Raw genomic sequence first — 23,130 nt, forward strand, 5'->3', positions numbered from 1 at the left:
CAGGACCTTTGGCGACACGCGGACAGGGAATGTCGATGAACCTGAAGAGGGGAGGGCGGTGCCACGAAGTTGTTGTCAATACATGGCCGGTAATGCGTCGTTTGCCGACGGCGACCACCACGATCGCGCCCTGCCGTCAAAGTGTCACCCGTCCCCTGGAAGCGGTTGGGGTAGGGGGGCGGGTTTCCATGCGGCCAGCTTGGTAAGCGTCTCCTGTTTCACCCCGGGAAGGTCCTTCGCGGAGCGCGGGCCGGATCTCAGGACAGTTCCAATAATGGCATGGAATATATTTAGGCTGAGGAAATGGATTCACTGAAAAGAAGCAACCTCAACCAGTTCTATGCCCTCGATGCCATTTTGAACACGGCCTCCATAACGGAGGCGGCCGCCCGTCTGCACGTCAGCCAACCGGCGATGAGCCTCGCCCTTAAAAAGCTGCGCGATCATTTTGGTGACGAGCTGGTCGTATACAACAATGGCCAGAGGCAGGTGACGGCGCTGGCCCAAGCGCTTCGCCCCCGGGTGCGGCATTTGCTGCGCGAGGCTGAGAACGTGTTCGGCACGACGCTGAGCTTCGATCCAAGGGCGGACCAGAGAACGGTGCGCATAGCCGCGCCGGACATGGTGGAAATCACTTTCTTGCCGAATGTCATTCGACGCATCCAGCAAGAGGCGCCGGGCGTGGACATCCATTTCGTGCCCTTCGACTATGTGCAAGCGGACGTGTTGTTGGAGAGGAACGTGGATCTGGTGATCGTTCCCCAGCACTTGGAATCGAGCCAGTTACCCAAGATTCATCTGTTCTATGAATCCCTGTCTTGCATGGTCTGGAGTGAAAGTTCGTTCACTGGTCACGAAATAGGCCTGGAAGCGTATTTGAATGGCAAGCATGCGGCGCTGCTGAGTGAGATGGAAATCCCATCACCGCCCGGCAGCGAGGCATTCGACTATCTGGACCGCCGTCATGTCTCTGTCAGGACGGCCCGATATGCCATGCTTCCCATCGCGGTCATTGGGACCGACCTGATCGTGACGACCATTGGAAGATTCGCGCAGCAATTCGCCTCCATGCTGCCCCTGAAGGTGGTGACCACCCCCTTCAAGGCGGAATATATCTCCATCAGCATGCAATGGCATGCCCACCGCGAGGCGGAGCCGTTCATGCGATGGCTGACGTCCCTCATACATGACGAGGCGGTAAGCTTCCCCCTCCATAAACTGGGCTGATATAGGAATTGGCAAAACCGATTTGCCAGGCGGCCCGTATTTTTCCAATCTAAAGCACAGCTTCAGATGAAGCGATGCTCGATCATTTCATAATTTGGTGTGATCGGCGCGCAATCTGGAAATTAAGAACGGGCAAATGTGCACCATTCCTTAATGGGTTGGTGACATAAGGAAAATAATATTCAGCATGCATAACACGGTAGTCAGGAATCCTTCGCGGTTCCGGCAACGATGGCGGCTGGCAGAACAGGAGCAGGGGAATGAAGGGCTGGGACTGGTTGGCCGGTGTCTCGGCCGTTGCGACCTTCGTCGCGGCGGCGCCGGCAATTGCGGGGGATATGCAGATCAACGTGCCGTCCATGCCGATGGAGCGGGCGCTGGACGAAATCGGCCGGCAGTCGGGCCAGAAGGTCGACTACGACCCGGACGCGGTGCGCGGCCTGACATCGGTCGCCGTGACCGGTGGAAAGAACGCCGACAGCGCCATCGAGGCCGCCATCGCGGGGACGCGGCTGGTGCTTATCGATGTAAAGGGCGTTCCCACCATCATCAGCTATATCGTGGTCATGGCGCACCGCGATGAGGCGGAGACCAGCCTGCTGGTCCGTGACGCGTCAACCTCCAGCCGCAGCGGCGCCTCCCTGCGTGAGCAGGCGCGCAACACGACGGTCATTTCCAGCAAGCTGATGGAGGACCAGCAGGCGCTAAGCGTGGAGGATGCGCTTCGGGACGCCGGCGGTGTCATCCCCAACCTGGCCACCGTCCAGGGCGGCAACACCTATAGCGTCCGTGGCTTCGCGTCCACCGGCCTGACGAACGGACTTGCCTCCTCCGTGGGAAGCAGTTCCATCGCGGGGGCGTCGCAGCCTGTGGCGGGGTTGGAGCGCATCGAGGTGCTGAAGGGTCCGGACACCCTGTTGAACGGTTCCTCCAGCCTTGGCGGCACCATCAACCTGGTGACCAAGAAGCCGACGGCGGATCCCTTGCTGAACGCCTCGCTGGAATATGGCAGCTTTCAGGGGCGGAGGGGCACGATCGACGCCTCCGACGCGCTGAGCGACGACGATAGGATCAGTGGTCGTCTCATCCTGTCCGGTGCCGATGCCGACCACAATTGGCAGAATTACCGGGGGGACCAGAATTACCTCATCGCCCCCAGCCTGCGGTACAAGGATGAGAAGACCGACGCGATCCTGAACGCCCAGATCTACGACCAGTCCACAGGCGTCAATCCCTATACCTATATGTACAAGGGGCAGATCGTCCCGGTGAGGACACAGCCCATCGGCCCCGCCGACGCCGGTTTCAAGGCGGATGACAAGGAAGTCGGCTATTCGGTTGAGCATAAAGCCACCGATTGGCTGACTCTCGTCAGTCGCGGGCAATATCAGGAACAGGACCTGAGTTTTGGGTTCTACGCGCCTTTTGTCGTGCTGTCGCCCACGAACCTGCTCGTATCCAATAACCCTCAAGAGCAGCGCAACACGACGTGGTCCCTGGACAACTATGCCAGGCTGAAGTTCGACACATCCGTCATCAACCACAATATCAACATCGGCTATAGCTATGTTCAGACGCACGACGATGCGCTGGACTCGTCGAAGGGCAGCATGTTCCCCTTCAGCCTGACAACCGGTGTTGTCAAACCGCTCCCGTCCATCAACGAGATGTCCTACACCCTGGAGTATAACGAAAAGGCGTTTTACTTTCAGGACATCATGACCTGGGGGCCGGTACACTTCATCGGCGGGGTGCGCCAAAATTGGTACGACACTACCAGCCATATTTATGGGCCACGCCCATCGACCAGCCAAACGTCTGCCTCGTCGGCGGTGCCCAGTTACGGCGCGGTGTATGAGATCACCGACAATTTGTCGTTGTTCGGTAACTACGCGCTTGGCTTCAATCCAAACTTTTCTTTGGATTATCAAAAGAACCGCCTGCCTGACATGGATACCAAGAATCTTGAAGGCGGCGTGAAACTGTCCATGATGGAACAGAGGCTGGAGTTTGTGGCGTCGGTGTTCCGCCTCCAGCAGAGCAACGTGGTGATTGCCGACCCGGCCCACCCCGGCTTTTATCTCGCCGCCCCTGGCCAGGAAAGCAAAGGCGTCGACCTCGATTTGCGCGGCACGATCCTGCCCGGCTGGACGGTCGTTTCCACCTTCACCTACAGCAAGTTTGATCAGCTGAACGCCAAGTTGGGCGCCTATGTGGCCGGTCAGCCGCGCGTGAAGTACAGCCTGTACACCTCATATGCCTACCATATTGATGAGGACATGACGGTGACCGCATCGGGTGGTCTTTACGGAAACTCCAGTTCTTATGTGAACACAAAAGGGACAGAGCAGGTTCCGAGCACTAATCAATTCGATGTCAATGTCATTGGCGCCTACAAGTCCTGGCAGCTCAATGTGGGGGTCAAGAACCTCTTTGATCGCCGCAACTATGGCGTCTCCGTTGCCGACAGCTACATCCCCATCCTGGAGCCGCGCACCTGGCGCGCCACCTTGTCCTACAAATTCTTCTAAATTCGCTGAGATCGAGTGTCGCCTGAATGAGCATGTCGAACGATACAGTGCAGGGAGCCCGGCCACAGGCCGGGCTCCCAACCGTCGGCGCAGGGGTGCGGCTACGTCATTTCTTCAAGCTGTTGACGTCGTACTGGCTATCCTCAGACTGGCTGTTTGCCTGGCTCGGCGTCGCTTTCCTTTTGGCGAGCCAGTCCATTGTTATCTATACCGCCGTCATGTCGAATGATTGGCAGCATAGTTTTTATGATGTTGTTCAAAATAAACAGGCGGATTTGTTTTTCCCGTTGGTGCTCAAGTTCTTTCTAATCAATGGCTGTTGGGCGCTGGCCATCGTCCTCACCTTGTACGTCAACGGCATGTTCGCCATGAGATGGCGAACATTCCTGACGACGGAATACGTGTCGCGGTGGCTGGCGGGCAACGGGTTTTACTCCTTGGAAAGGGCTGGATTGATTGACAATCCAGATCAACGAATAGCGGAAGATATAAAGGACTTTACTGCGAGCGTGTTGACTATAGTAATCGGCTTTTTTGGCTGCGTTACATCCAGTATAAGCTTCGGCTACGTGCTTTGGAATACAGCGGCCCCGATCCGGCTTTTCATCGCGGGCCACCACATCTCCATCCCCGGGGATATGCTCTGGTATTCCCTGCTGTACACGGCGCTGTCCACCGGGGCTGTCATCTGGGTTGGCCGGCCCCTGATTTCCCGCACCATGCGTCAGCAGCAACTGGAGGCCGATTTCAGGTTCGGTTTGATCTACATTCGTCGTAATGCGGAGCAAATCGCCTTCCTAAATGCCGCGTCGACTGAACAGAAGTCCCTGCGGGAAGCGTTCGATCATATTAAGAAGAATTATCATCGGCTGATCCTGGCGCAGATGGGCATCAACGCGACCCAGCATGCCTTTGGCAACATTGGCCAAGTGCTGCCGTTGTTTTTGGCCATTCCCAAGTATTTCGCCGGGGCGTTGACATTTGGCGGGGTGATGGCCGCCAAGGATGCTTTCAGCCACATGACCTCGTCCCTCTCGTTCTTCCAACAAGCCTTCCAGTCATTTGCTCAGCAAATCGCCAACGTCAATCGTATCTGGGCCTTCGATCAGGCGCTGGAGCTGAAAAGAGGCGCCGGTATTGAAGTTATAAGGGATGATGGTGGCACCCTCTCCGCCCAGGATCTTCGGCTGGATTTCTACCACAACGCATCCTTGACCATCGGGGATTGGACGATCTTGCCGGGTCAGCGCTGGGTTGTGATGGGACCCTCGGGGATCGGTAAAAGCTCGACCATGAGGGCCGTCGCCGGCCTGTGGCCGGATGGTGTCGGCGTGGTCCGGGTACCATCCCAGGGCCTGACGATGTTCGTGCCGCAGCGCCTCTATCTGCCGATCGGAACCCTGAAGCACGCGATCTGCTTTCCCGGATCGCCGGAGCGGTACGAGGACGATCATATCGTCTCGTTGCTCCAACTCGTCGGATTGGAAAAGCATTCCCAGCGTCTGCATGAATCCCGTTCCTGGGCGGATCAACTCTCCCCCGGGGAACAGCAGCGCTTGGCCTTGGTCCGCATCCTGCTGTACCGGCCGGATCGTCTCGTCCTCGATGAGGCCACCAGCGCCTTGGACATGGCGAACGCGCTGCACTTCTACACCATCCTGCTTGAGCGGCTGCCGTCCATCACCTTGATCAGCGTCGTCCATGATGAGCGCCTGAAGCCGTTCCACTCCCATTGCTTGAGGTTGGCGGCGGACGGGGCGACGCAGTCCACGCTGGCCCCGGAAGAGGAAGTCATATGATAAGCGCCTACATCAGCGACGGCGAAGCGGGCCTGCGCGCCGCCAGCCAGCAGGCGGTGGAGCTGGCTCTGCGCTCAGGCGCCAAGGAAGCGAGCGCCCATGCGTCCTCCGGCGGTGGGCTTCAGCTCGGCTTGCGGGACGGGCGGTTGGAGACGGCCCTGCGGAGCGGCCATCGCTCCCTCACCCTGACGGTTTTCAAGGAAGGCAGGGTCGGGTCCGCCTCGGCGACCACCTTGGATGCCGGGGCCATCGAGCGCCTGGTCCAAGAGGCGGTCAGCATCATGCAATGGGCGCAGCCAGACGCTGATAATGGCCTGGCGGATGCCGCGGATCTCGCCCACGACGTTCCCCACCCCCCGGTGTTCGAGCCGGTTAGCGACGACGCGGCGGCGATGGCCGACGAGGCCTTGGACATAGCGCGCGCGTTGCAAGCCGTTGAAAGGCCGGCTGGGACGGAAGTGCGGACATCGGAAGTGGGGCTCAGTTGTTCTGAGACCTTGTCGGTGATGCTCACCTCATCCGGCTTCTGTCGCGCGAACCTTGGTTCCAGCCGGGCGCGCTGGTGCTCCGTGACGGCGATGCGGGATGGCGCCATGGCGCGGGACTACGCCCAGTCCATGGCCCGCCGGCAAGATGACCTCCGAGGGGCGGCATGGTTGGCCGAGCACGCCCTGCGGGGGGCCGCCGGGCAGTTAGGAGCGCGGCCGGTGCCATCCGTGACTGGGCCGGTCCTGTTCAATCCGCGTACCGCGCAAGCGGTGATGGAGGATGTGGTCGGCGCGCTGATGGGGCCCGCCCAGTACAGGCGCGCCAGCTTCCTGGCCGGTGCGCTTGGGGAATTGGTCGCAGCGGACCACCTCGACCTGATCGAAGATCCGTTCGAGCCTTGGGGGCTGGCCAGCGGCGCCTACGACGCGGAAGGCGTCGCCGGCAGCCGCCGGCTGGTTCTCGAGGCCGGTGTGGTCAACGGTTATTTCCTGAACAGCTTGAATGCCCGGCGCCTGGGCATGCGCACGACGGGCAACGCCAACGGCCCCTATAACCTGACCCTTTCCAGCCGCCATCCCGGAGGCGATGCCGAGGCGATGCAGCGGCGTCTCGGCACGGGCTTGCTGGTCACCGCCATCACCGGCGGACGGACAGACCCGGCAGCGGGCCATTGGAGCCGCGCGGTCGAGGGATACTGGATCGAGAATGGCATCCAGCGCTTTCCCGTCGCCGGCATCACCTTGACCGGGGACATGCGCGCGATGCTGCGGGGAATCACCCATGTCGGCGACGACGTCGAACGGTTCGGCGCCTTTCGCACCGGGTCCATTTTGGTTGACGCCATGCATATCGGAGGACGGGCATGAACAATCCGCCACACATGGATTGGGCGCGGCGTCTGATCCTCCATTCCAATCAGTTGGATGAGGTCGAACTGTCGCGCGCGCTGGAGCAGTTGGCGGCGGGTGCCGACTTCGCCGACATGTTTTTCGAAAGCACCAAGTCGCGGGAGTGGCGGCTGGATAACGGCAAGGTTTCGGCGGGCAGCTTTTCCATCGGCCAGGGGCTCGGCTCCCGCGCCGTCTGTGGCGACCGGGTTTCCTTCGCGCATACCAGTGACCTGCGGCCGGAAGCCATCAGATCCGCCCACCAGACGGTCCGGGCGCTGACCCGTCTGGGGGGCGGGTTGGCGTCGGCCCCCTCGGTATCGCTTGTCCCGCAGCTGGCGGACCATGGTCTGTACACCCGGAAGGACCCCTTGGCGTCCGCCGACCTGTTGCCCTGGGTCCAACTGCTGGAGAAGGTGGATATGATCGCCCGGGCGGCGCATCCCGCCGTCCGCCAGGTCAACGCCTCCCTGTCATCGTCGCATCGCGTGGTGCTGATCGCCAATACCGACGGGCGGCTGGTTGCCGACGCGCGTCCCGTGACCCGGCTGTTCATCCATGTGGTGCTGGAGCGCGCCGGGACGCGTGCCCAAGGAAGTGCCGGCGTCGGTGGGCGGTACGGGCTGGAGGGCCTGACGGACGAGGCGGTGGCGTCGATCGTGTCCCAGGCGGTGCGCATCGCGACCGTCAACCTGGATGCCCGGCCTGCGCCCGGGGGGTGATGCCCGTCGTGTTGGGCCCGGGTTACGCCGGTGTGCTGTTCCATGAGGCGGTCGGCCACGGCCTCGAGGGCGATCATCACCGCAAGGGCCTGTCCGCCTTCGCCGGCCGCATGGGGGAGCGTATCGCGCCCGAGACGGTGACGGTCCTGGATGACGGGTCGTTGCCCGGCCGCCTGGGCAGCGTGGGCATCGATGACGAAGGCACACCCGGGCAGAGCACCGCCCTGATCGAGAATGGAAGATTGACGGGGCTGATGCAGGATCGCCTGAACGCCAGCCTCATGAACATGACGCCGACGGGGAACGCGCGGCGCCAGTCCCACGCTCATCTGCCCATGCCGCGGATGACGAACACCTTCCTGCTGGCTGGCCAGGAGGATCCGAACGACATCGTCGCCTCGGTGACGCGCGGCATCTACGCCCCCCGGATGGGCGGCGGCCAGGTGGACATCACCAGCGGGCGTTTCAACTTCACGGCCGTCGAGGCCTACCTCATCGAGGATGGCAAGATCACCGCCCCGGTGAAGGGGGTGACGCTGGTGGGCGTTGGGCATGAGGCGCTGCGCCATATCCGTGCCGTCGGCCATGACTGGGCCCTGGATGAGGGCATCGCCACCTGTGGCAAAGCCGGCCAAACGGTAAGCGTCAGCGTGGGGCAGCCGACCCTGCGGATCGATGAAATGGTCGTAAGTGGCAGTTTATAGTCTGGAGGAATCGAAATGAAGAAAGCGGCAAGCGTCAATTCTGTGGAATTTGACTCGAAGGTATTGGGGGCGACGACCCCTGTTCTGGTGGATTTCTGGGCGCCGTGGTGTGGGCCCTGCCGCGCCCTCGCACCGGTACTTGACGAGGTCGCCAGCGATTTCGATGGCGAGATGGATGTCTACAAGGTGGATATCGAGGCGGAGCCGGACGTGGCCGCCCGCTTCGGTGTGCAGACCATCCCCGTGCTGATCCTGTTCAAGGGCGGGGAAGAGGTCCATCGCCGGGTCGGCACCCTCTCCCGCACGCAGCTGACCGCCATCATCGAGCAGAAGTTATGACGGTGAACACTCCCGCCTTCCACGGTCGTCCGGATTTGAAGCAGACGCTGGTCGACACAATCGACGGGCTGATCCGTGAGGGGCATGTCACCGGCCGGCGGAATGCCAAGCCCCTTACCGCTCTGATGTCCATCGAGGTTGAGAAGTTTTCGGAGTCCTACGGCCTGCCCCCGTCCTTGGTGCTGTTGCTGGACGTCATGCCGATCTTCGCGGCCAGCGAGAACGACATCGGGGACTGGCGGAATTTGGTGGAGGCCATCGAGCCTGGGGCGGATCTGACCCCGGCGCTGTATGGCTTCCTGCTGATGATGCTGGTTCCGCCGCGGGACGACATCGATCCATCGGACATCACGGGCCGTCTGTCGAAACTCCACCAAAGGCTTCTGGCCGGCGAGGCGGTTCCGCGCGCCGACTGGGCCGGCATCCGCAAGGAGCTGGTCACCCTGTCAGAGGAGCATCCCCAGCCGGGCGATCGGCGTAAATTGCAGTATGGTGTTTGGGAAGCGGCGGCCTGGCCGTTGCGTGACTCGCCCAGCCTGCTGGTTCAGATGTTCAGGAATTGGGGACTCCTGAGCGAGCTGGTGCCGGATCCGGAATGGTCGGACGCGGATGAGGCCCGCAAGGACAAGGTACTCAGCGAGATTTGGCAGGAACAGGCCCCGGCGCGCACGGCGGGGGAAACGCCGGCATACCCCGTCCTTTTCCAGGCGCGTGAGCCGGCCTTGGCGCGCCGGTTCGAGGCCCGTCTGGCCCGGGTGAACACGGACATTCCCGTGCGTTGGGGGACGGCTATCAAATATCTGACGATGCTATTCGCGGGCGGCGCCGCCACGGACCAGGTCCGATAGGACGGCAGATAGCGCCAGGGCATCGCGTGTCACGGGAACCGGCTGGCAGGATTGGATCCTCAGCCGGTTTTTCCTGTCGCCCCGCCGCGGGAGGTCAAGGCGTATCCGCGCAAGGCATGGTGGCATCCGATCGAACGCCACAGTCCAGGTGGCCCCCGCTGCGGGCAAGACCATGGAGGCCGCCCCCGTGCTTGCGCGCCGGGGGCGGGGGGCAGGGCCCCGTTCAGGAAGCGGTGCGGCTGAACTCGGCCATCGCCAGGAACCGTTCGGCATCCAGCGCGGCCATGCATCCCATGCCGGCGGCTGTGATGGCCTGCCGGTAGATTTTGTCCGTGACATCCCCCGCAGCGAAAACCCCGGGGACGGCCGTGCGGGTCGTTCCCTTCTCGACCACGAGGTAGCCCTCATCCAGGGGCAGCATGTCCTGAAACAGCGTCGTGGCCGGGGTGTGGCCAATGGCGACGAAGGCGCCATCGGTCGCGAGATGGCCGCGCATGCCCGTGAGGGTGTCCACGGTGTCGATACCGATCAGGGTGTTGGAGGTGCTGTCGGCGACGAAGCGATCGACGGCGGTGTTCCAAAGAACCTTGACGCGCGGGTGGGCGAACAGGCGCTCCTGCAGGATTTTCTCCGCCCGCAGGCTGTCCCGGCGGTGGATAAGGGTCACATCCGGGCTGTGGTTGGTAAGATAGAGCGCTTCCTCCACCGCGGTGTTGCCGCCCCCGATCACAACGACTTTCTTCCCTCGATAGAAGAAGCCGTCGCACGTGGCGCATGCGGAAACCCCACGGCCTTGCAGGGCGCTTTCGCTGGGTATGCCCAGCCAGCGGGCCTGGGCGCCCGTGGCGATAACCAGCGTATCGCCTTCGTAGATTTCGCCGTCATCGCCAAAAAGGCGGAAAGGTCTCCGCGAAAGATCGACGCGCTCGATGTGGCCGGCCATCAACCGGGCGCCCGCATGCGCCGCCTGTGCCCGCATCTGTTCCATCAGCCACGGCCCCTGGATGGCGGAGCGAAACCCGGGATAGTTTTCAACGTCCGTCGTGATGGTCAACTGGCCGCCAGGCTGCATGCCTTCGATGATGATCGGAGACAATCCCGCGCGGGCGCCATAGATGGCGGCCGACAGGCCGGCAGGGCCCGAACCCAGGATCAGCATCCGGCTGGTGTGGTGCGAAGACATCCGTCGTTCTTTCTCGAGTTAGGCCGCTAGGCGCGCAGCGCTTGAGAAGCGCGTCGTTCTTGGGCTCGCGGCTACGGAGGCGATGTGGCTGTCCAGCGCTAGGCTTGGGTGTTTCTTTCCGCGTTGGCAAAGGAAAGAGAGCTTTCGATGGCCGCGACAAGCATCCGGGTCAGGCGGTCGACTTCCGCAGGCTGGCGGTCTCGCATAAACTCATGCATTTCCAGGATCATCTTCTCCAGATCCGCATGTTGGGTTTCCCATTGACGGTGAATTTCGGCGTTGACCTCGGGGCTTGGGGGCCGCCCATTGGCAACCTTCACACAGAACTGATGCCGGACCTCTTCCAGGGAAAAATGGTAGTGGGTGTAGCCCGCCTCGAACTCAAGTCGGGTCGACACCGTGTATTTGCCCAGAAGCAGGAGGGCTCTCGCCCATTCACCTCCGTCGTCCGGTTGCGGCGGTGGGGAGAGGCCAGCCAGCATCTCTGAAACATGCCGGGGCACGGGGCGGTCCCATGACATCTCCTTGCGAAGTTCCGTCGCCCGCTGTCGTAGTTCAGCCCATGCGGCGGGCGCCACCGTTTCCCCCGCCAACGCCGCCCGCAGATGCCGCGCCCAATCCATGCGGATCGTGTCGAGACGGGCATCGTCGAGATAGGCCGGGGTCAGGTTGTCCGGATCACCCAGCCACGCCAGCATCAGGCGCGGGGCGACATCGGCCAAGTCGGCACCGGGTGGGAGGGCATCGAATACCCGCCCCACCTGTTCGGCGGTGGCGACCCCGGCGAATTCCATGGCCAGGCCCAGGGAAATCGGCAGGCCCGTGGCGTGCTCAAAAACGGATGGCCTCACCTGTCGCATGAAGGCCGGGTAGATCGTGCCCCCCTTGGGTCCCCAGTAGGACATGCGGGCGGCGGTGATTTCACCAGCCTTGGCGTGGGCCAGCACACGATCGGAGAAAAAGCGCCTCAACTCGGCGTCGCCGTGGAAGGCGCTCCATTCCGTCTCCGCCCGAACCGGCCGAGCGTGACCATCGGGCGGTGCCACGCCATGGGCATCCAGCCAGGCGACCAGCTTGCCATAAGGTTGGACACCCACCAGGCGTGCGACTTCCGCGCCGTCCTTGAATAGCACCAGCGCCGGAATGGCACGGACCGACAGGCGATCCTTCAGGGATTTGTTGGCATCGACGTCCAGTTGCGCGACCGTGATTGATTTATCGTAGGCCTGCGCCAGGCGTTCAAGCGTTGGCGTGAACGCGTGGCAGGGCGCGCACCAGTCCGCCCAAAAATCAACCAGTAACGGCTTCTTGTTGGCAAGCACGGCCTGTTGGAGGCCGTGCTCGTCGATTTGCGCAAGGGCCAAAATACCCTCCGTGGGTCCGGATTTGGTTCGTCGAAAATCAAGCCGGGAAATGTCTTCCGGCGTGGGTACGTCCATGGAGGAAAATTCAAGATGGGAGGTGGGTAAGATTTATCGAAGAATCAGAAATGCGACAAGTGTATTTTGAAAGATAGCAATAAATTCTGGTGGGCATAAGTTATTTTAATGTCCATATAAGTGAATATTTTTCCAGATAAGGCACACAATTAAACTGTTGGCTTTTATAATGACTTAAAACTTGGCGCATTGGCGGAACTCCAGTCTGGGGGCGGCGCCCATCCAGATGGCTTTGCGGACGGCGCCGCAATCAGGTCGGGGGCATGCCCCTGACCTGATTGCCGTCATTGCCTATAAGGGGCGTCAATTGGTGAGACTCCACTCATCACCGGAGGAAAGTCGGGGAGTGGGTCACCACACGCCTAAGGTTCCGTTATGGCCTTTGGGCCGGCATCGGTTGGTGGATGGCGCCGGCCATGGCGGGGGCCGCGATCTCCGCCTGGGTATCGTTGAAGCAGTCGGTGACCCAGGACCGGAAGGCGAGGGCGCTGGCGCTTAGGGCCGTGCCGGCCTGCCATACCAGGTAATAGCCGTAGATGTCCTCGGCCTGGATGTCGAACAGGCGCACCAGGCGGCCCCGGCTGATTTCCTCCTGCACCATCAGGCTGCCGGCCAGCGCCACGCCCTGGCCGCTGCTGGCCACCTCGATCAGCATGGAACTGTCGGACAAGGTCAGCCCCGCTGTGGGTTCTTGCAGGCGCAAGCCGGCCGCACGCAGCCAGGCGGACCAGCTTTGCCAGCCGTGGCGCAGGATGGTGCAGCGCGCCAGGTCCTCCGGCGTCTCCAGGCCCAGGCGGTCGCGATACTCGGGGGAGCAGACCGGGAACAGCACTTCGCCCCCCAGGCGCTGGCTGACGGAATTGGGCCAGTCGCCTGCGCCATAGCGGATGGCCAGATCGATGCCCGGCACCAGAAACTCCTCCAGATCGGCGGTGGAGCGGATCTCTACCGACGCCTGCGGCATGATCTGGGTGAAGCCGCGCAGCCGGGGCAGCAGCCAACGGGTGGCCAGGGCCGGATGGATGCTGACGACCAGCCGGCCGCCGTCCAGGTGGCGACGATCCGGAAAGGCGCGTTCCAGGATGGCCAGGGCCTGACGCACATGGGCGATGATGGTGACGGCTTCGCGGGTCGGCGCCATGCCACGGCCGATGCGCCGGAACAACGGGATGCCCAGCCGTTCCTCCAACTCACGGATGCGGTGGCTGATGGCGCCGTGCGTCAGCCCCAGCTCATCCGCCGCGGCGGAATAGCTGCCGTGGGTGGCGGCGGAATCCAGCGCCCGCAGGGTCTGGATGGACGGCAGCGTCTGCATGGGCCGATCCTAGGCATTATATTGTGAAAACTATTCACATATAGGGTCAGATCATATCGTTTGTCATCATGGGACATTTCCTTAACCTTAGGACTAACGAATGGGGAGCACGGGGAATGAACAGTGCTTTCATAACGGGAAAGGCAGTTGGGTCCCGCATTGGCAAGTTGGGGGCCGTGCTCCGATCGGGTTGGTACATGGTAATCCTGCTCACATTGGCGCAGGTTGTCTCCTACATCGACCGCTTCCTGCCCAGCTTGCTGATCACCCCGATCAAGGCCGACCTGGGGTTGACCGATTTTCAGGTCGGCTTGTTGCTGGGGCCGGCGTTTGGGGTTTTCTATGTGCTCATGGGTTTGCCCATGGGCTGGATGGCGGACCGGTTCAGCCGGCGCGGCATCCTGGCCGCCGGCATCACCATCTGGTGCTGCATGACGGCCGCCGCCAGCCTCGCCCGGGGATTCCCGGCCCTGTTCGCCGCCCGCCTGGGCGTGGGGCTGGGGGAGGCCGCGATCGCCCCCTGCGCCGTATCGCTGGTCAGCGACCGGTTCCCCCGCCAGCGGCGGGCCCGGGCGCTCAGCGTCTTCATGTCGGGCACCTTCCTGGGGGCGGGCGTCGCCTTCCTGCTGGGCGGTCCCCTGGTCCACGCCATCGCTGGCCTGCCGGTGATGGCCGTGCCCCTGCTGGGCCAGCTGCACCCCTGGCAGCTCAGTTTCCTGATCGTCGGCCTGCCCGGCCTGACGCTGGCTCTGCTGATGTTCACCTTCGCCGAGCCTGCGCGCCAGGACCGGGTCGTGGATGCGGACAGCGGCCTGCAAGGCGGGCAGGCGTCCATCTCCCAGGCGCTGCGCTTCATCCTGAAGCGGTGGCGCACTTTCGGGGTGCTGTTCGTCGGCTCGGCCGCCTGCGTCACCATGGGGTCGCTGACCTTCTGGAACGCCAGCCTGTTCCAGCGCAGTTTCGGCTGGAACGTGCGGGACATGGGCATCGCCACCGGCATCCTGTTCCTGACCGGCGGTCCGCTGGGCACGGGGCTGGGCATCTGGTTGACCAACCGCTGGATCCGCCTGGGCCGCAAGGACGCGACATTGCGGGCCCTGCTGGTGGGGCTGTTGATCGCGGTGCCGGGCTTCGCGGCGTATCCCCTGATGCCGTCGGCGCCGTTGGCCATCGGCGCCCTGTTCTTCGCCTTCGTCGGCCAGGCCATGGCCGCCGCCGCCGGCCCGGCGTCCCTGACCCTGATCGCCCCCGGGCAGATCAAATCCCAGGCCACCGCCGTCTATTACCTGGTGATCAGCGTTTCCGGCCAGCTGATCGGCCCGCCTCCGGTGGGATGGATGACGGATCTGTTCGGCGATCCGTCGCGGCTGGGCTGGGCCATGAGCATCGAGGCCCTGGTGATCGGCATGACGGCCCTGACCGTCCTGACCCTGGGCATGCCCGCCTACCGCGCCGGTGTGGTGGCGGTGGAGAAGATGATCGCGAAAGGGGGAGATCATGACTGACGGTGCGGCTCCCCTGCTGGGCACCATCCGGGCCGTCACCCATGTGGTGCCCGACCTGGCGGTGATCCGGGCGGTATACGGCACCTTCCTGGGCTACCAGCCGGTGGCCGAGGGGGCCTTGCCGGCGGACGCGGCGGCGGCCTGGGGGGCGCCGGCCATGGCGGGGCGGCGGTACCTGACGCTGGCCCCGGCCTGCGGCACGCCAGTCTGGCTGCGCTTCGTGGAAAGCCCGACGGCGGCCGGTTGGCGGGCGCTGACCACCCACGGATGGAACGCCACGGAGATCGTGGTTCAGGATGTGGACGCGCTGGCCGTCCAGCTGGAGGGATCGCCTTTCCAGATCATCGGGCCTCCCAAAAGCTTGCAGCGCTTCCCCATGATCCGGGCCATGCAGGTCCTGGGGCCGGCGGGGGAATGCCTGTACCTGACCCAGGTGGGGCCGGGCAGCGGCTTGGACCTGGCGCGGGCCGCCGCCTTCGTCGGCCGCGTCTTCATCGTCGTGGCCGGCGGCCCGGATCTGGCGGCGATGTTCGCCACCTACGCCGGGTTCGCCAATACCATCGACCCACCGGTATCGACGCGGGTGCAGGTGATTTCCTGGGCCAACGGCCTGCCGCCTGAGATGGAGCATGCCCACGGCCTGGTCAAACTGCCCTCGGGCACCCTGGTCGAGCTGGACGCGTATCCCACCGTCACCCGCCCGCGGGCGACGGCGGCGGGGGAACTGCCGCCCGGCATGGCGATGGTCAGTTTCAGTATCGACGACGCGCGCGCCTTCGGTGATCGGCCGACCCACGTGGCGTTGTTGCCCGGTGGCGGCGCCAGCACCTGTTTCCGGGGTGCCGCCGGCGAATGGATAGAATTGGTCGGTCCGCCGTGACCGGCCCGGCCACAAGCAAATAACCAATAAATGTGGAGGCAGTATCATGGCTTTGGCCATTGAGGACCGGGCTGCTCTGGATTTTGTGCTGAGCCTGCGGCGGCATTGGGCCGGAACGGTCTATCCCCGCCTGCGGGCCGACTTTGACGCGGCGGCACCGTCCCCGGCGCTGGTGAACGATCCCGAAAGCCTGGCGCCGCTGGTGCACGGACTGCCGACCTACCCGTGGTTCTCATGGCTGGAACGCGGGTCGCAGAAGATGCTGTGGCGGGCGGTGTCGGACGCGGTGGTCCGAGAAGGGGCGTTGAAGCCGGCGCCCGACGGGCCGGCGACGGTGGAGGTGGACCCCAACCTGGTGCTGCCGGACTGGTACACCGACTGGGACATCCATTTGCAGCCGGGCGGGGTGTGGTCGCACGACCTGGCCGGCCGGATTTACGAAATGGGGGCCCGGCTGGTGATGCTGGGTGAGAACGACGACTACGCTTTCCACCGCCTGTTCGTGGAAACGGCGCTGCCGAAGCGTCCCTACCGCCGCATGATCGATTTGGGCTGCGGCTTCGGCAAATCCACCTGGTCCCTGAAGCAGGCCTATCCGGAGGCCGAGGTCATCGGCGTGGAATTGGGGCGGCCCTGCGTGGAACTGGCGGCGCGGCGGGCCAGCGAACGCAAGCTGGCCGTCCGTTTCCGTCAGGCCGATGCCGTCGCCACGGGCCTGGAAACTGGCAGCGCCGACCTCGTCACCTCCACCATGTTCGTGCATGAGGTGCCGGACGACGTGCTGCCCGCCATCTTCACCGAGGCCGCGCGCCTGCTGGCCCCCGGCGGCGTGCTGCGTTTCCTGGACTTCCAGCGCACCGGCGACGGCCTGCGCGACCTGGCGATGGTGGAGCACGGCGCCCGCAACAACGAGCCCTTCCTGCCGCCCATGATCGCCGCCGACCTGCCGGCCATGGCCGCCGCCGCCGGGCTGGTGAACGCCCGCTGGGTGGCCTTCGATGAGCGCGGGAGTGGCCGCCTGCCGGACCTGTCCTGGCCCAGCCGCGCCGAATGGCATTTTCCCTGGGCCGTCCTGGAAGCGGAGAAGCCGCAATGACCGATCGCAGCTACCCCCCCTTGCCGCCCATGGCGCCCGATGTGGAGCGCTTGACCGGCCTGGTGTTCGAACTGGCGTCGCAACTGCACATCGAGCGCACGCGGCGCGTGGCCCTGGAAACGGCGCTGGCCCGGGTGGGTGTCATCGCTCCGGGGCAGGTGGACTCCCTGGCCGAGGATGCCGCCGTGCTGACCCGGTCGCGGGCCGAGCTTGAGGGGGCGATGCGCAAACTGATGCGGGTCCTGAACGAAAGCGACGACCCGAAAGCACCGCTGCGGGGCGAAGTCCCGGCCCCCCGTTGATTTATTGAAGTTAGGAGCCTGTATCTTGGCGCGTTCCTGGATCGAATTCATTCAAGCCCAATACATTCCCTGGCAGCCCCATTCCCTGTGGGGCCTGCGCGACGGCGTCGAGGCCAAGATCCTGAGCCATGACGATGCCACCGGCGCGGTCAGCATGCTGGTCCGCTATCCCGCCGGCTTCACCGCGCCCGCCGCCCAGCTGGTGGTGGATGAGGAATTCCTGGTCCTGGACGGCACGCTGATGATGGCCGGCCAGGAGTACGGCCACCTCGCCTATGCCCACCTGCCGGCGGGGTATGAGCGTGGCGCCCTGGCCAGCCCCGGTGGCGCCGTGGTCCTGACCTTCCTGTCGGCGGCGCCCGACCAGGCGGCGCCGGTCACCGGCTACGACCCCGCCCGCCTGGTGGTGCACCTGGACGGCTACCATGTGCCTTACACCGGCAACTTTCATCCCGAGTTCCCGCCGGGGGCGGGGCGCAAGATGCTCTACAAGGATCCGGTCACGGGCGATGTCTCCTGGTTGCTGGGCACGCTGCCGGTGCGCTGGGCCGAGCGGTCGGAGGTCCACCCCACCGTTGAGGAGATGTACCTGCTGAGCGGCGAGGTGCACGGCAACCGGGGCGTCATGCGGCCCGGCGCCTATTTCTGGCGGCCGCCGGAGGCGCCGCACGGCCCCTACGGCACCCTGACAGGCAACCTTTACTTCTTCCGCACCAAGGGCGGTCCGCTGACGACGAACTATGTCCAGGCGGAACGGCCCTTCCACTGGTGGCCGGCCTACGACCCGGTGTTGCCTCCGGACATGGAGGCCTATCGCGGCGAAATGCCGGCCAACCCAACGGCCTGGTGAGGCCAAGGCGAAAAAACGCCCCTCACCCTCAATCAAAAGAACGGGAGCATTCACGATGACGGGCAAAATTCGGGGAATTTCAGTTTTGGCCTTGCTGAGTACCTTGGCGGCGATGCCGGCCTTGGCCCAGCAGGCGAACGACGCCAGCCAGCTTGAAGAGATCATCGTGACGGCCCAGCGCCGTCAGCAGAACCTTCAGGACGTGCCGCTGGCCGTGTCGTCGCTGGGGGCGGCGGATCTGCAGGACCGGCAGATCCGCGACACCATCGACCTGATCCAGCACATTCCCAACCTGATCGGCAACAACAACGTCGGCCTGGGCAGTTCCAACACCTATTACATCCGCGGCATCGGCAACACGGAATCCATCGCCACCCAGGACGTGCCGGTGGGCACCTATGTCGACGACGTCTACATCTCGCGCCAGAACGCCAACAACTTCGGCCTGTTCGATGTGGAGCGCATCGAGGTTCTGCGCGGTCCCCAAGGCACGCTGTTCGGCCGCAACACCACCGGCGGCGCCATCAACGTCATCATGAAGAAGCCCTCGGCCACCGCCGGCGGCTACCTGGAGGCCGGCGCCGGCCGCTTCGGTGAGACCGACATCCGGGCCAGCATGGACGCGCCCCTGTCGGACAAGGTGCTGACCAAGGTCAGCATGTACCGTGACCGCAGCGACGGCTATGTCCGGCAGGTCAACACTGGCGACAAGCTGAACGGCACGGACTCCTACGGCGTGCGGGGCGCCGTCCGCCTGCTGCCGACGGACCGGGTGACCATCGACCTGACGGGAGATTATGTCGATGAGAACGAGGCCAACCTGATCAATCGCGTCGATCCGGCGACGGGCGACCGCATCGCGACCATCGGCATCACCCAGGGCGCGCTGGCCAAATACTTCACCGGCACCAAGGCCAACAACGAGGTCGGCAACTCCACCAAGAGCTGGTCGTTGAGTTCCAACGCCGCCTGGGAACTGGACGACCTGACGCTGAACTCCATCACCGGTTTTCGCCAGACCACCCAGCGCTATTTCATCGACTCCAACCCGGCGGCGCCCAATCCCATCGCCACCGGCGTGTCCCCCATCCTGAACTACAGCCTGCATCAACAGTGGTCGCAGGAGTTCAAGGCCAACGGCCAGGCGCTGGACAATCGCCTGAACTATACCGTCGGCTTCTATTACCTGCATGAGAACAACTGGACGGATCTGGGCACGGGCGTTGGCACCGCGTCCACCTTCACGGTCAGCGGTGACCGCACCATCAAGAACACCCTGGACTCCTACGCCACCTACGCCCAGGGCGACTACAAGCTGACCGACGCGCTGACCGCCACCGTCGGTGTCCGCCTGTCGAAGGAGGAGAAGCAGCTGAAGGTCGCGACCAACGCCGGGGGCAAGGGGCCGCTGTTTAGCACCGCCCTGATCGAGGCAGCGGGTATCCCGACCAACCTGGAAAACGAGTTCGTGACGCCGCGGTTCGCCCTGTCCTACCAGATCGATCCCAGCCTCATGGTCTACGCCTCGGCCACGCGGGGCGAGAAGTCCGGCGGCTGGAACGGCCGCGCCCTGGCCAACAACCTGTTCCTGGCCTTCAAGCCGGAAAAGGTGTGGTCGGAGGAGGTGGGCATGCGCGGCGACTTCCTGGACCACACGCTGCGCCTGAACGCCACCGCCTTCTACAGCGAGGCGGAGGACGTGCAGATCTCCGCCGCCTACACCGTCAACGGCCAGCGCATCTTCACCACCACCAACCCGGCCGGCCTGCGCAACTATGGCGGTGAGCTGGAGGCGGAGTGGGTGCCGATCCGGGGCCTGACCTTCAGCGGCTCCATCGGTGTGCAGCACGCCCGCTACATCGACATCTCCAGCGATGTCCAGGCGCAGATGGCGGCCTGCCAGGCGGCGCTGGCGTCCAACAACAGCTCCGGCATCTCCAACAACTGCAACCGGGGCTTCGTCGATTTCAAGGGCCGCATCGCCCGTCCGGTGCGTGCGCCGGACTTCACCGGCCTGGTGACGGCGACCTACCAGATCGACACCGAGGCCGGCATCTTCCGGCCCACCGTCGGCTTCGACTACAACAACGGCTACGCCATCGGCAACGCCGGCAACAGCGACAGCACGGACGGCGCCTGGACCGATCCGCAGGTGCTGTGGAACCTGAACCTGGCCTACGAGCCGGCGAAGGTGCCGAACCTCACCCTGTCGGTCGGCTGCAAGAACTGCACGGACCGGACCTACAAGGTCTCCTTCCTGTCGGCGACCTCCATCTACCTGAACCCGCCCATGACCTGGGACGTGCGGGCGCATTACAAGTTCTGATCACCTGGACCTTGACGCTTTGCGCGGCCCCGCTTCGGTGGGGCCGCTTCTTTTTTGGGCGTGCCATTGGCGACCAAAGGAAAACCCCGCGCGGGATGGCGTCCCGCGCGGGGTTTTGTCATGGGCGGGAAGGGGTCAGCGCGCCACGGCGCCGACCACCTCCGACCCGGTGGCGAACCAGGCGTTGTCCTGGTCCTTCAGCCAGCGCAGCAGGCCATCGAAGGCGTCGATGCGGTAGGGCAGGCCCAGGATGTAGGGTGTCACCTGCAGCGGCAGCAGGCGCCCGCCGTGGGTGCGGGATTCCTGGTCCAGCCAGGCGTAGGCATCCTGGATCTGCCGCACGTAGCTGTCGGCCGACTGCTGCAGCACGTTCACGATCTGCCGGTCGGACAGCTCGTGGCTCAGCGGCAGGTTCATGATGTCGCCGGCCGGGGTTTGCATGGCGTAGGGCAGGTCGTCGTTCACCCAGTCGCACATGTAGCGCACGCCGGCCTCGGCCAGCAGGCGGGGGGTGTTCCAGGACTGCGAGCGGGCGATGGACAGCCAGCCCGCCGGCCGCGTGCCGGTCGCCTGTTCCAGCACGTCCAGCGACGTGCCGACCAGGGCGCGCTCCGCCTCCTCCTCCAGGCCGGCGGCGATGGTGCCGTTCATATCGGTGGAATGGGCGATGATCTCATGCCCGGCGGCCAGGATGTCCCGGATGATGGCGGGATAGCGCTGGGCGATGGCGGCGTTGACGGCGACCGAGACCTTGGTCCCCACCGCGGCGAAGGCGTCCAGCAGCCGGTAAAAGCCGATCCGGGTGCCGTAGTCGCGGGAGGTGTAGTGGCGATAATCGGGGAAGGGGGTCTGCATATGCCCCGGCGCCCGGAAGGGTTTGTCCGCCGGCGTCAGGGGGAACCATTCCAGGCTGACCACGACGCAGACGGCGACACCCTTGCCCCCCGGCCAGCTGACGGCTGGGCGGTCGAACAGGTTGGACCAGGGGTAGAGGTCATGGTCCATCCCCCGGTGGCGGCGGGGATACTCAAGATAGGAAGAGTCCAGGGACATGGGCGCTCACTCCGCTGCCGGGCGGGCGGTTTCGGCCGCCACCGCGTCGTAATCATGGGCCAGGAAATGCTGGGCGATGTCGCCGGCCCGGGTGATCCAGGCGCGGCCGTCGGCGGCGATGTGGCGCAGCACCTCTTCGAACGGACCGATGCGGTGCGGCTGACCGATCAGATAGCTGTGCAGGGGGATGCACATCACCGTGCCCGACGCCTCGCCCTCGCGCGCCAGGCGCTCGTACTGGCGGATCAGGGTGTCGGCGTATTCCCGGGGGCTCATGTTGTAGACGGCGAAGCCATAGTGGTCGTTGACCTCCAGGCTGTAGGGCATGGAAACCAGGCGCCCCCGCGCCACGTGCACCGGCCCCGGCTGGTCGTCGTGGTACAGGTCGCAGGTGTAGGTGAAGCCCATCTCCGCCAGCAGGTCCATGGTGCGGGTGGTGTGGGTCAGGGCGGGGGCCAGCCAGCCCCGGATGCGCTGGCCCGTGGCCTCCCGCACCGTGCGGATGCTGTCTTCCATGATCGCCCGTTCCTGGGCCTCATCCATGCCGTAGGTGTAACGGGTGTTGTAGATGCCGTGGCTGAAGAATTCCCAGCCCAGGGCGCTGGCATTCTCCACCACCTCGGGGTGGTGCTGGCACAGCGCCACCGACAGCGACACCGTGCCCTTGAAGCCGTGGCGCTCCATGACCTCCGCCATGCGCCAGTGGCCGACGCGGTTGGCGTAGTCACGGTGGCTGTAGCCGACCACGTCGGGGTGGGGCTTGGTCCAGCTCTTGCGGAAGGGATTGGCCGGCGGGTCGATCTCGTAGAATTCCAGGTTGGGCGAGATCCAGACGGCGACGGGCTTGTCCCCCGGCCAGCGGATGGGGTGGCGGTCGCGGTAGGGGCGGAAGTCGTATAGCCCCGGATCATTAAGCCCCGGATCATTAAGCGACGTCTTGTCCATCACCGCGCCTCCAGCCAGTCAATCACGGTCTGCACCGGTTCCACATCGGCGTATTTCAGCTGCAGGTCCGTCAGGTTGGCGAAATGATAGCTCTCGTGCTTGTCGGCGCAGGTCTCGATGGGAACGATGGTGCGATAGCCGCGGCTGAGGGAATCCACGGCCGTCGCCCGCACGCAGCCGGAGGTGGAGCCGCCGGTGACGATGACCGTGTCCACCTTGTGCCACACCAGATAGCTGGCCAGCGGCGTTTCGAAGAAGGCCGACGGCATGCGCTTGGTGTAGACTGCGTCGACGGTCGTATCGATTTCGCAACGGTCGTCGAAAGCGTGCCGTCGGCTGCCGTGCTTGATGTTCTGCAGGCTGTCCGGCGTGTTGGTCCGGGTGCCCCAGACGCCGGCGTCGCCGGCATCCTCGGCATAGGCCACATGGGTCCAGATGACCGGCATGCCCTTGGCCCGCGCCAGGGCGGAGATGCGGTTCACATGCTCGATCTGCCGGGGATCGGTCTCATAAGCCGTCTTGAACTCATCGATGCGGGTGTAGGCGTTCTGAAAATCCACGTTGACGATGGCCAGTTTCTCGCCGAAGCCGAACTTGGCCCGGGCCGGATTGGCCATCACGTCCTCGAAAATCTGGCGGGCCGTCCGGTCGTCCCGGATCATGCGCGTGCCGACGATGGTCATGCGACGT

Annotated in this window: 20 protein-coding genes and 1 pseudogene; 15 read left to right on the top strand and 6 right to left on the bottom strand. The window is 64.2% G+C overall.

The window, feature by feature from the left end; all coding sequences use genetic code 11:
- The first annotated feature begins 303 nt into the window (after positions 1-303).
- From UAJ10_RS03335 to UAJ10_RS03370, 9 genes and pseudogenes are all read left to right on the top strand, one after another.
- A complete protein-coding gene (locus tag UAJ10_RS03335; RefSeq protein WP_322913950.1) occupies positions 304-1,227 on the top strand; it encodes a LysR family transcriptional regulator in 924 nt (307 codons plus the stop codon).
- Between the two features lie 260 nt (positions 1,228-1,487).
- Positions 1,488-3,758, top strand: coding sequence for a TonB-dependent siderophore receptor (locus tag UAJ10_RS03340; RefSeq protein ID WP_322913951.1), 2,271 nt, complete (start codon positions 1,488-1,490; stop codon positions 3,756-3,758).
- 26 nt (positions 3,759-3,784) lie between these two features.
- Positions 3,785-5,557 (top strand): ABC transporter ATP-binding protein/permease, encoded by a 1,773-nt coding sequence (locus UAJ10_RS03345; protein WP_322913952.1) that lies wholly within the window; start codon positions 3,785-3,787, stop codon positions 5,555-5,557.
- A pseudogene (locus tag UAJ10_RS29820) lies at positions 5,554-5,826 on the top strand (PmbA/TldA family metallopeptidase); the annotation flags it as partial. The gene UAJ10_RS03345 and the pseudogene UAJ10_RS29820, both read left to right, overlap by 4 nt.
- A gap of 237 nt (positions 5,827-6,063) precedes the next feature.
- A complete protein-coding gene (locus tag UAJ10_RS29825; RefSeq protein WP_416235345.1) occupies positions 6,064-6,912 on the top strand; it encodes a TldD/PmbA family protein in 849 nt (282 codons plus the stop codon).
- The gene (locus UAJ10_RS03355; protein WP_322913954.1) at positions 6,909-7,655 is read left to right on the top strand and encodes a TldD/PmbA family protein; all 747 of its coding nucleotides are present in this window, start codon (positions 6,909-6,911) and stop codon (positions 7,653-7,655) included. The genes UAJ10_RS29825 and UAJ10_RS03355 overlap by 4 nt, the downstream gene beginning before the upstream one ends.
- Positions 7,655-8,359 carry a metallopeptidase TldD-related protein gene (locus UAJ10_RS03360; RefSeq protein WP_322913955.1) on the top strand — a complete coding sequence of 235 codons (705 nt, stop codon included), beginning with the start codon at positions 7,655-7,657 and terminating at the stop codon, positions 8,357-8,359. The genes UAJ10_RS03355 and UAJ10_RS03360 overlap by 1 nt, the downstream gene beginning before the upstream one ends.
- 15 nt (positions 8,360-8,374) lie before the next feature.
- Positions 8,375-8,698 (top strand): thioredoxin, encoded by a 324-nt coding sequence (gene trxA, locus UAJ10_RS03365; RefSeq protein ID WP_322913956.1) that lies wholly within the window; start codon positions 8,375-8,377, stop codon positions 8,696-8,698.
- Positions 8,699-8,733: 35 nt separating this feature from the next.
- The gene (locus UAJ10_RS03370; RefSeq protein ID WP_322913957.1) at positions 8,734-9,546 is read left to right on the top strand and encodes a hypothetical protein; all 813 of its coding nucleotides are present in this window, start codon (positions 8,734-8,736) and stop codon (positions 9,544-9,546) included.
- 223 nt (positions 9,547-9,769) lie between these two features.
- Here UAJ10_RS03370 and trxB read toward each other — a convergent pair whose 3' ends face one another.
- The 3 genes from trxB to UAJ10_RS03385 form a co-directional block, all read right to left on the bottom strand.
- On the bottom strand, positions 9,770-10,729 hold the full coding sequence (trxB, locus tag UAJ10_RS03375) for a thioredoxin-disulfide reductase (protein ID WP_322913958.1): 960 nt from the start codon (positions 10,727-10,729) through the stop codon (positions 9,770-9,772).
- A gap of 98 nt (positions 10,730-10,827) precedes the next feature.
- A complete protein-coding gene (locus UAJ10_RS03380) occupies positions 10,828-12,168 on the bottom strand; it encodes a thioredoxin family protein (protein WP_322913959.1) in 1,341 nt (446 codons plus the stop codon).
- 373 nt (positions 12,169-12,541) lie between these two features.
- On the bottom strand, positions 12,542-13,483 hold the full coding sequence (locus UAJ10_RS03385) for a LysR substrate-binding domain-containing protein (protein ID WP_322913960.1): 942 nt from the start codon (positions 13,481-13,483) through the stop codon (positions 12,542-12,544).
- 197 nt (positions 13,484-13,680) lie between these two features.
- Here UAJ10_RS03385 and UAJ10_RS03390 point away from each other — a divergent pair, with 197 nt between their 5' ends.
- From UAJ10_RS03390 to UAJ10_RS03415, 6 genes are all read left to right on the top strand, one after another.
- Positions 13,681-14,988, top strand: coding sequence for an MFS transporter (locus UAJ10_RS03390; protein ID WP_322913961.1), 1,308 nt, complete (start codon positions 13,681-13,683; stop codon positions 14,986-14,988).
- Positions 14,981-15,868: a hypothetical protein gene (locus UAJ10_RS03395; RefSeq protein WP_322913962.1), complete on the top strand. Its 888-nt coding sequence runs from the start codon at positions 14,981-14,983 to the stop codon at positions 15,866-15,868. Before UAJ10_RS03390 ends, UAJ10_RS03395 begins: the two co-directional genes overlap by 8 nt.
- A 46-nt stretch (positions 15,869-15,914) precedes the next feature.
- Positions 15,915-16,964 carry a class I SAM-dependent methyltransferase gene (locus UAJ10_RS03400; protein WP_322913963.1) on the top strand — a complete coding sequence of 350 codons (1,050 nt, stop codon included), beginning with the start codon at positions 15,915-15,917 and terminating at the stop codon, positions 16,962-16,964.
- The gene (locus UAJ10_RS03405) at positions 16,961-17,266 is read left to right on the top strand and encodes a hypothetical protein (protein ID WP_322913964.1); all 306 of its coding nucleotides are present in this window, start codon (positions 16,961-16,963) and stop codon (positions 17,264-17,266) included. The genes UAJ10_RS03400 and UAJ10_RS03405 overlap by 4 nt, the downstream gene beginning before the upstream one ends.
- Before the next feature lie 25 nt (positions 17,267-17,291).
- Positions 17,292-18,116 (top strand): cupin domain-containing protein, encoded by an 825-nt coding sequence (locus tag UAJ10_RS03410; RefSeq protein WP_322913965.1) that lies wholly within the window; start codon positions 17,292-17,294, stop codon positions 18,114-18,116.
- A gap of 85 nt (positions 18,117-18,201) precedes the next feature.
- Positions 18,202-20,442: a TonB-dependent receptor gene (locus tag UAJ10_RS03415; RefSeq protein WP_322913966.1), complete on the top strand. Its 2,241-nt coding sequence runs from the start codon at positions 18,202-18,204 to the stop codon at positions 20,440-20,442.
- Positions 20,443-20,577: 135 nt separating this feature from the next.
- On the opposite strand, the gene UAJ10_RS03420 is transcribed toward UAJ10_RS03415, so the two are convergent.
- The 3 genes from UAJ10_RS03420 to UAJ10_RS03430 are packed head-to-tail and all read right to left on the bottom strand — an operon-like array spanning position 20,578 to position 23,123.
- Positions 20,578-21,495 (bottom strand): polysaccharide deacetylase family protein, encoded by a 918-nt coding sequence (locus tag UAJ10_RS03420; RefSeq protein WP_322913967.1) that lies wholly within the window; start codon positions 21,493-21,495, stop codon positions 20,578-20,580.
- 6 nt (positions 21,496-21,501) lie between these two features.
- Complete coding sequence (locus tag UAJ10_RS03425) at positions 21,502-22,440, bottom strand: polysaccharide deacetylase family protein (protein WP_322913968.1); 939 nt, start codon at positions 22,438-22,440, stop codon at positions 21,502-21,504.
- On the bottom strand, positions 22,440-23,123 hold the full coding sequence (locus UAJ10_RS03430; RefSeq protein ID WP_322913969.1) for an isochorismatase family protein: 684 nt from the start codon (positions 23,121-23,123) through the stop codon (positions 22,440-22,442). The genes UAJ10_RS03425 and UAJ10_RS03430 overlap by 1 nt, the downstream gene beginning before the upstream one ends.
- Between the last annotated feature and the right edge of the window lie 7 nt (positions 23,124-23,130).

Source organism: Nitrospirillum guaranorum, from assembly GCF_034653275.1.
In the GTDB taxonomy this organism is placed as follows: Bacteria; Pseudomonadota; Alphaproteobacteria; order Azospirillales; family Azospirillaceae; genus Nitrospirillum.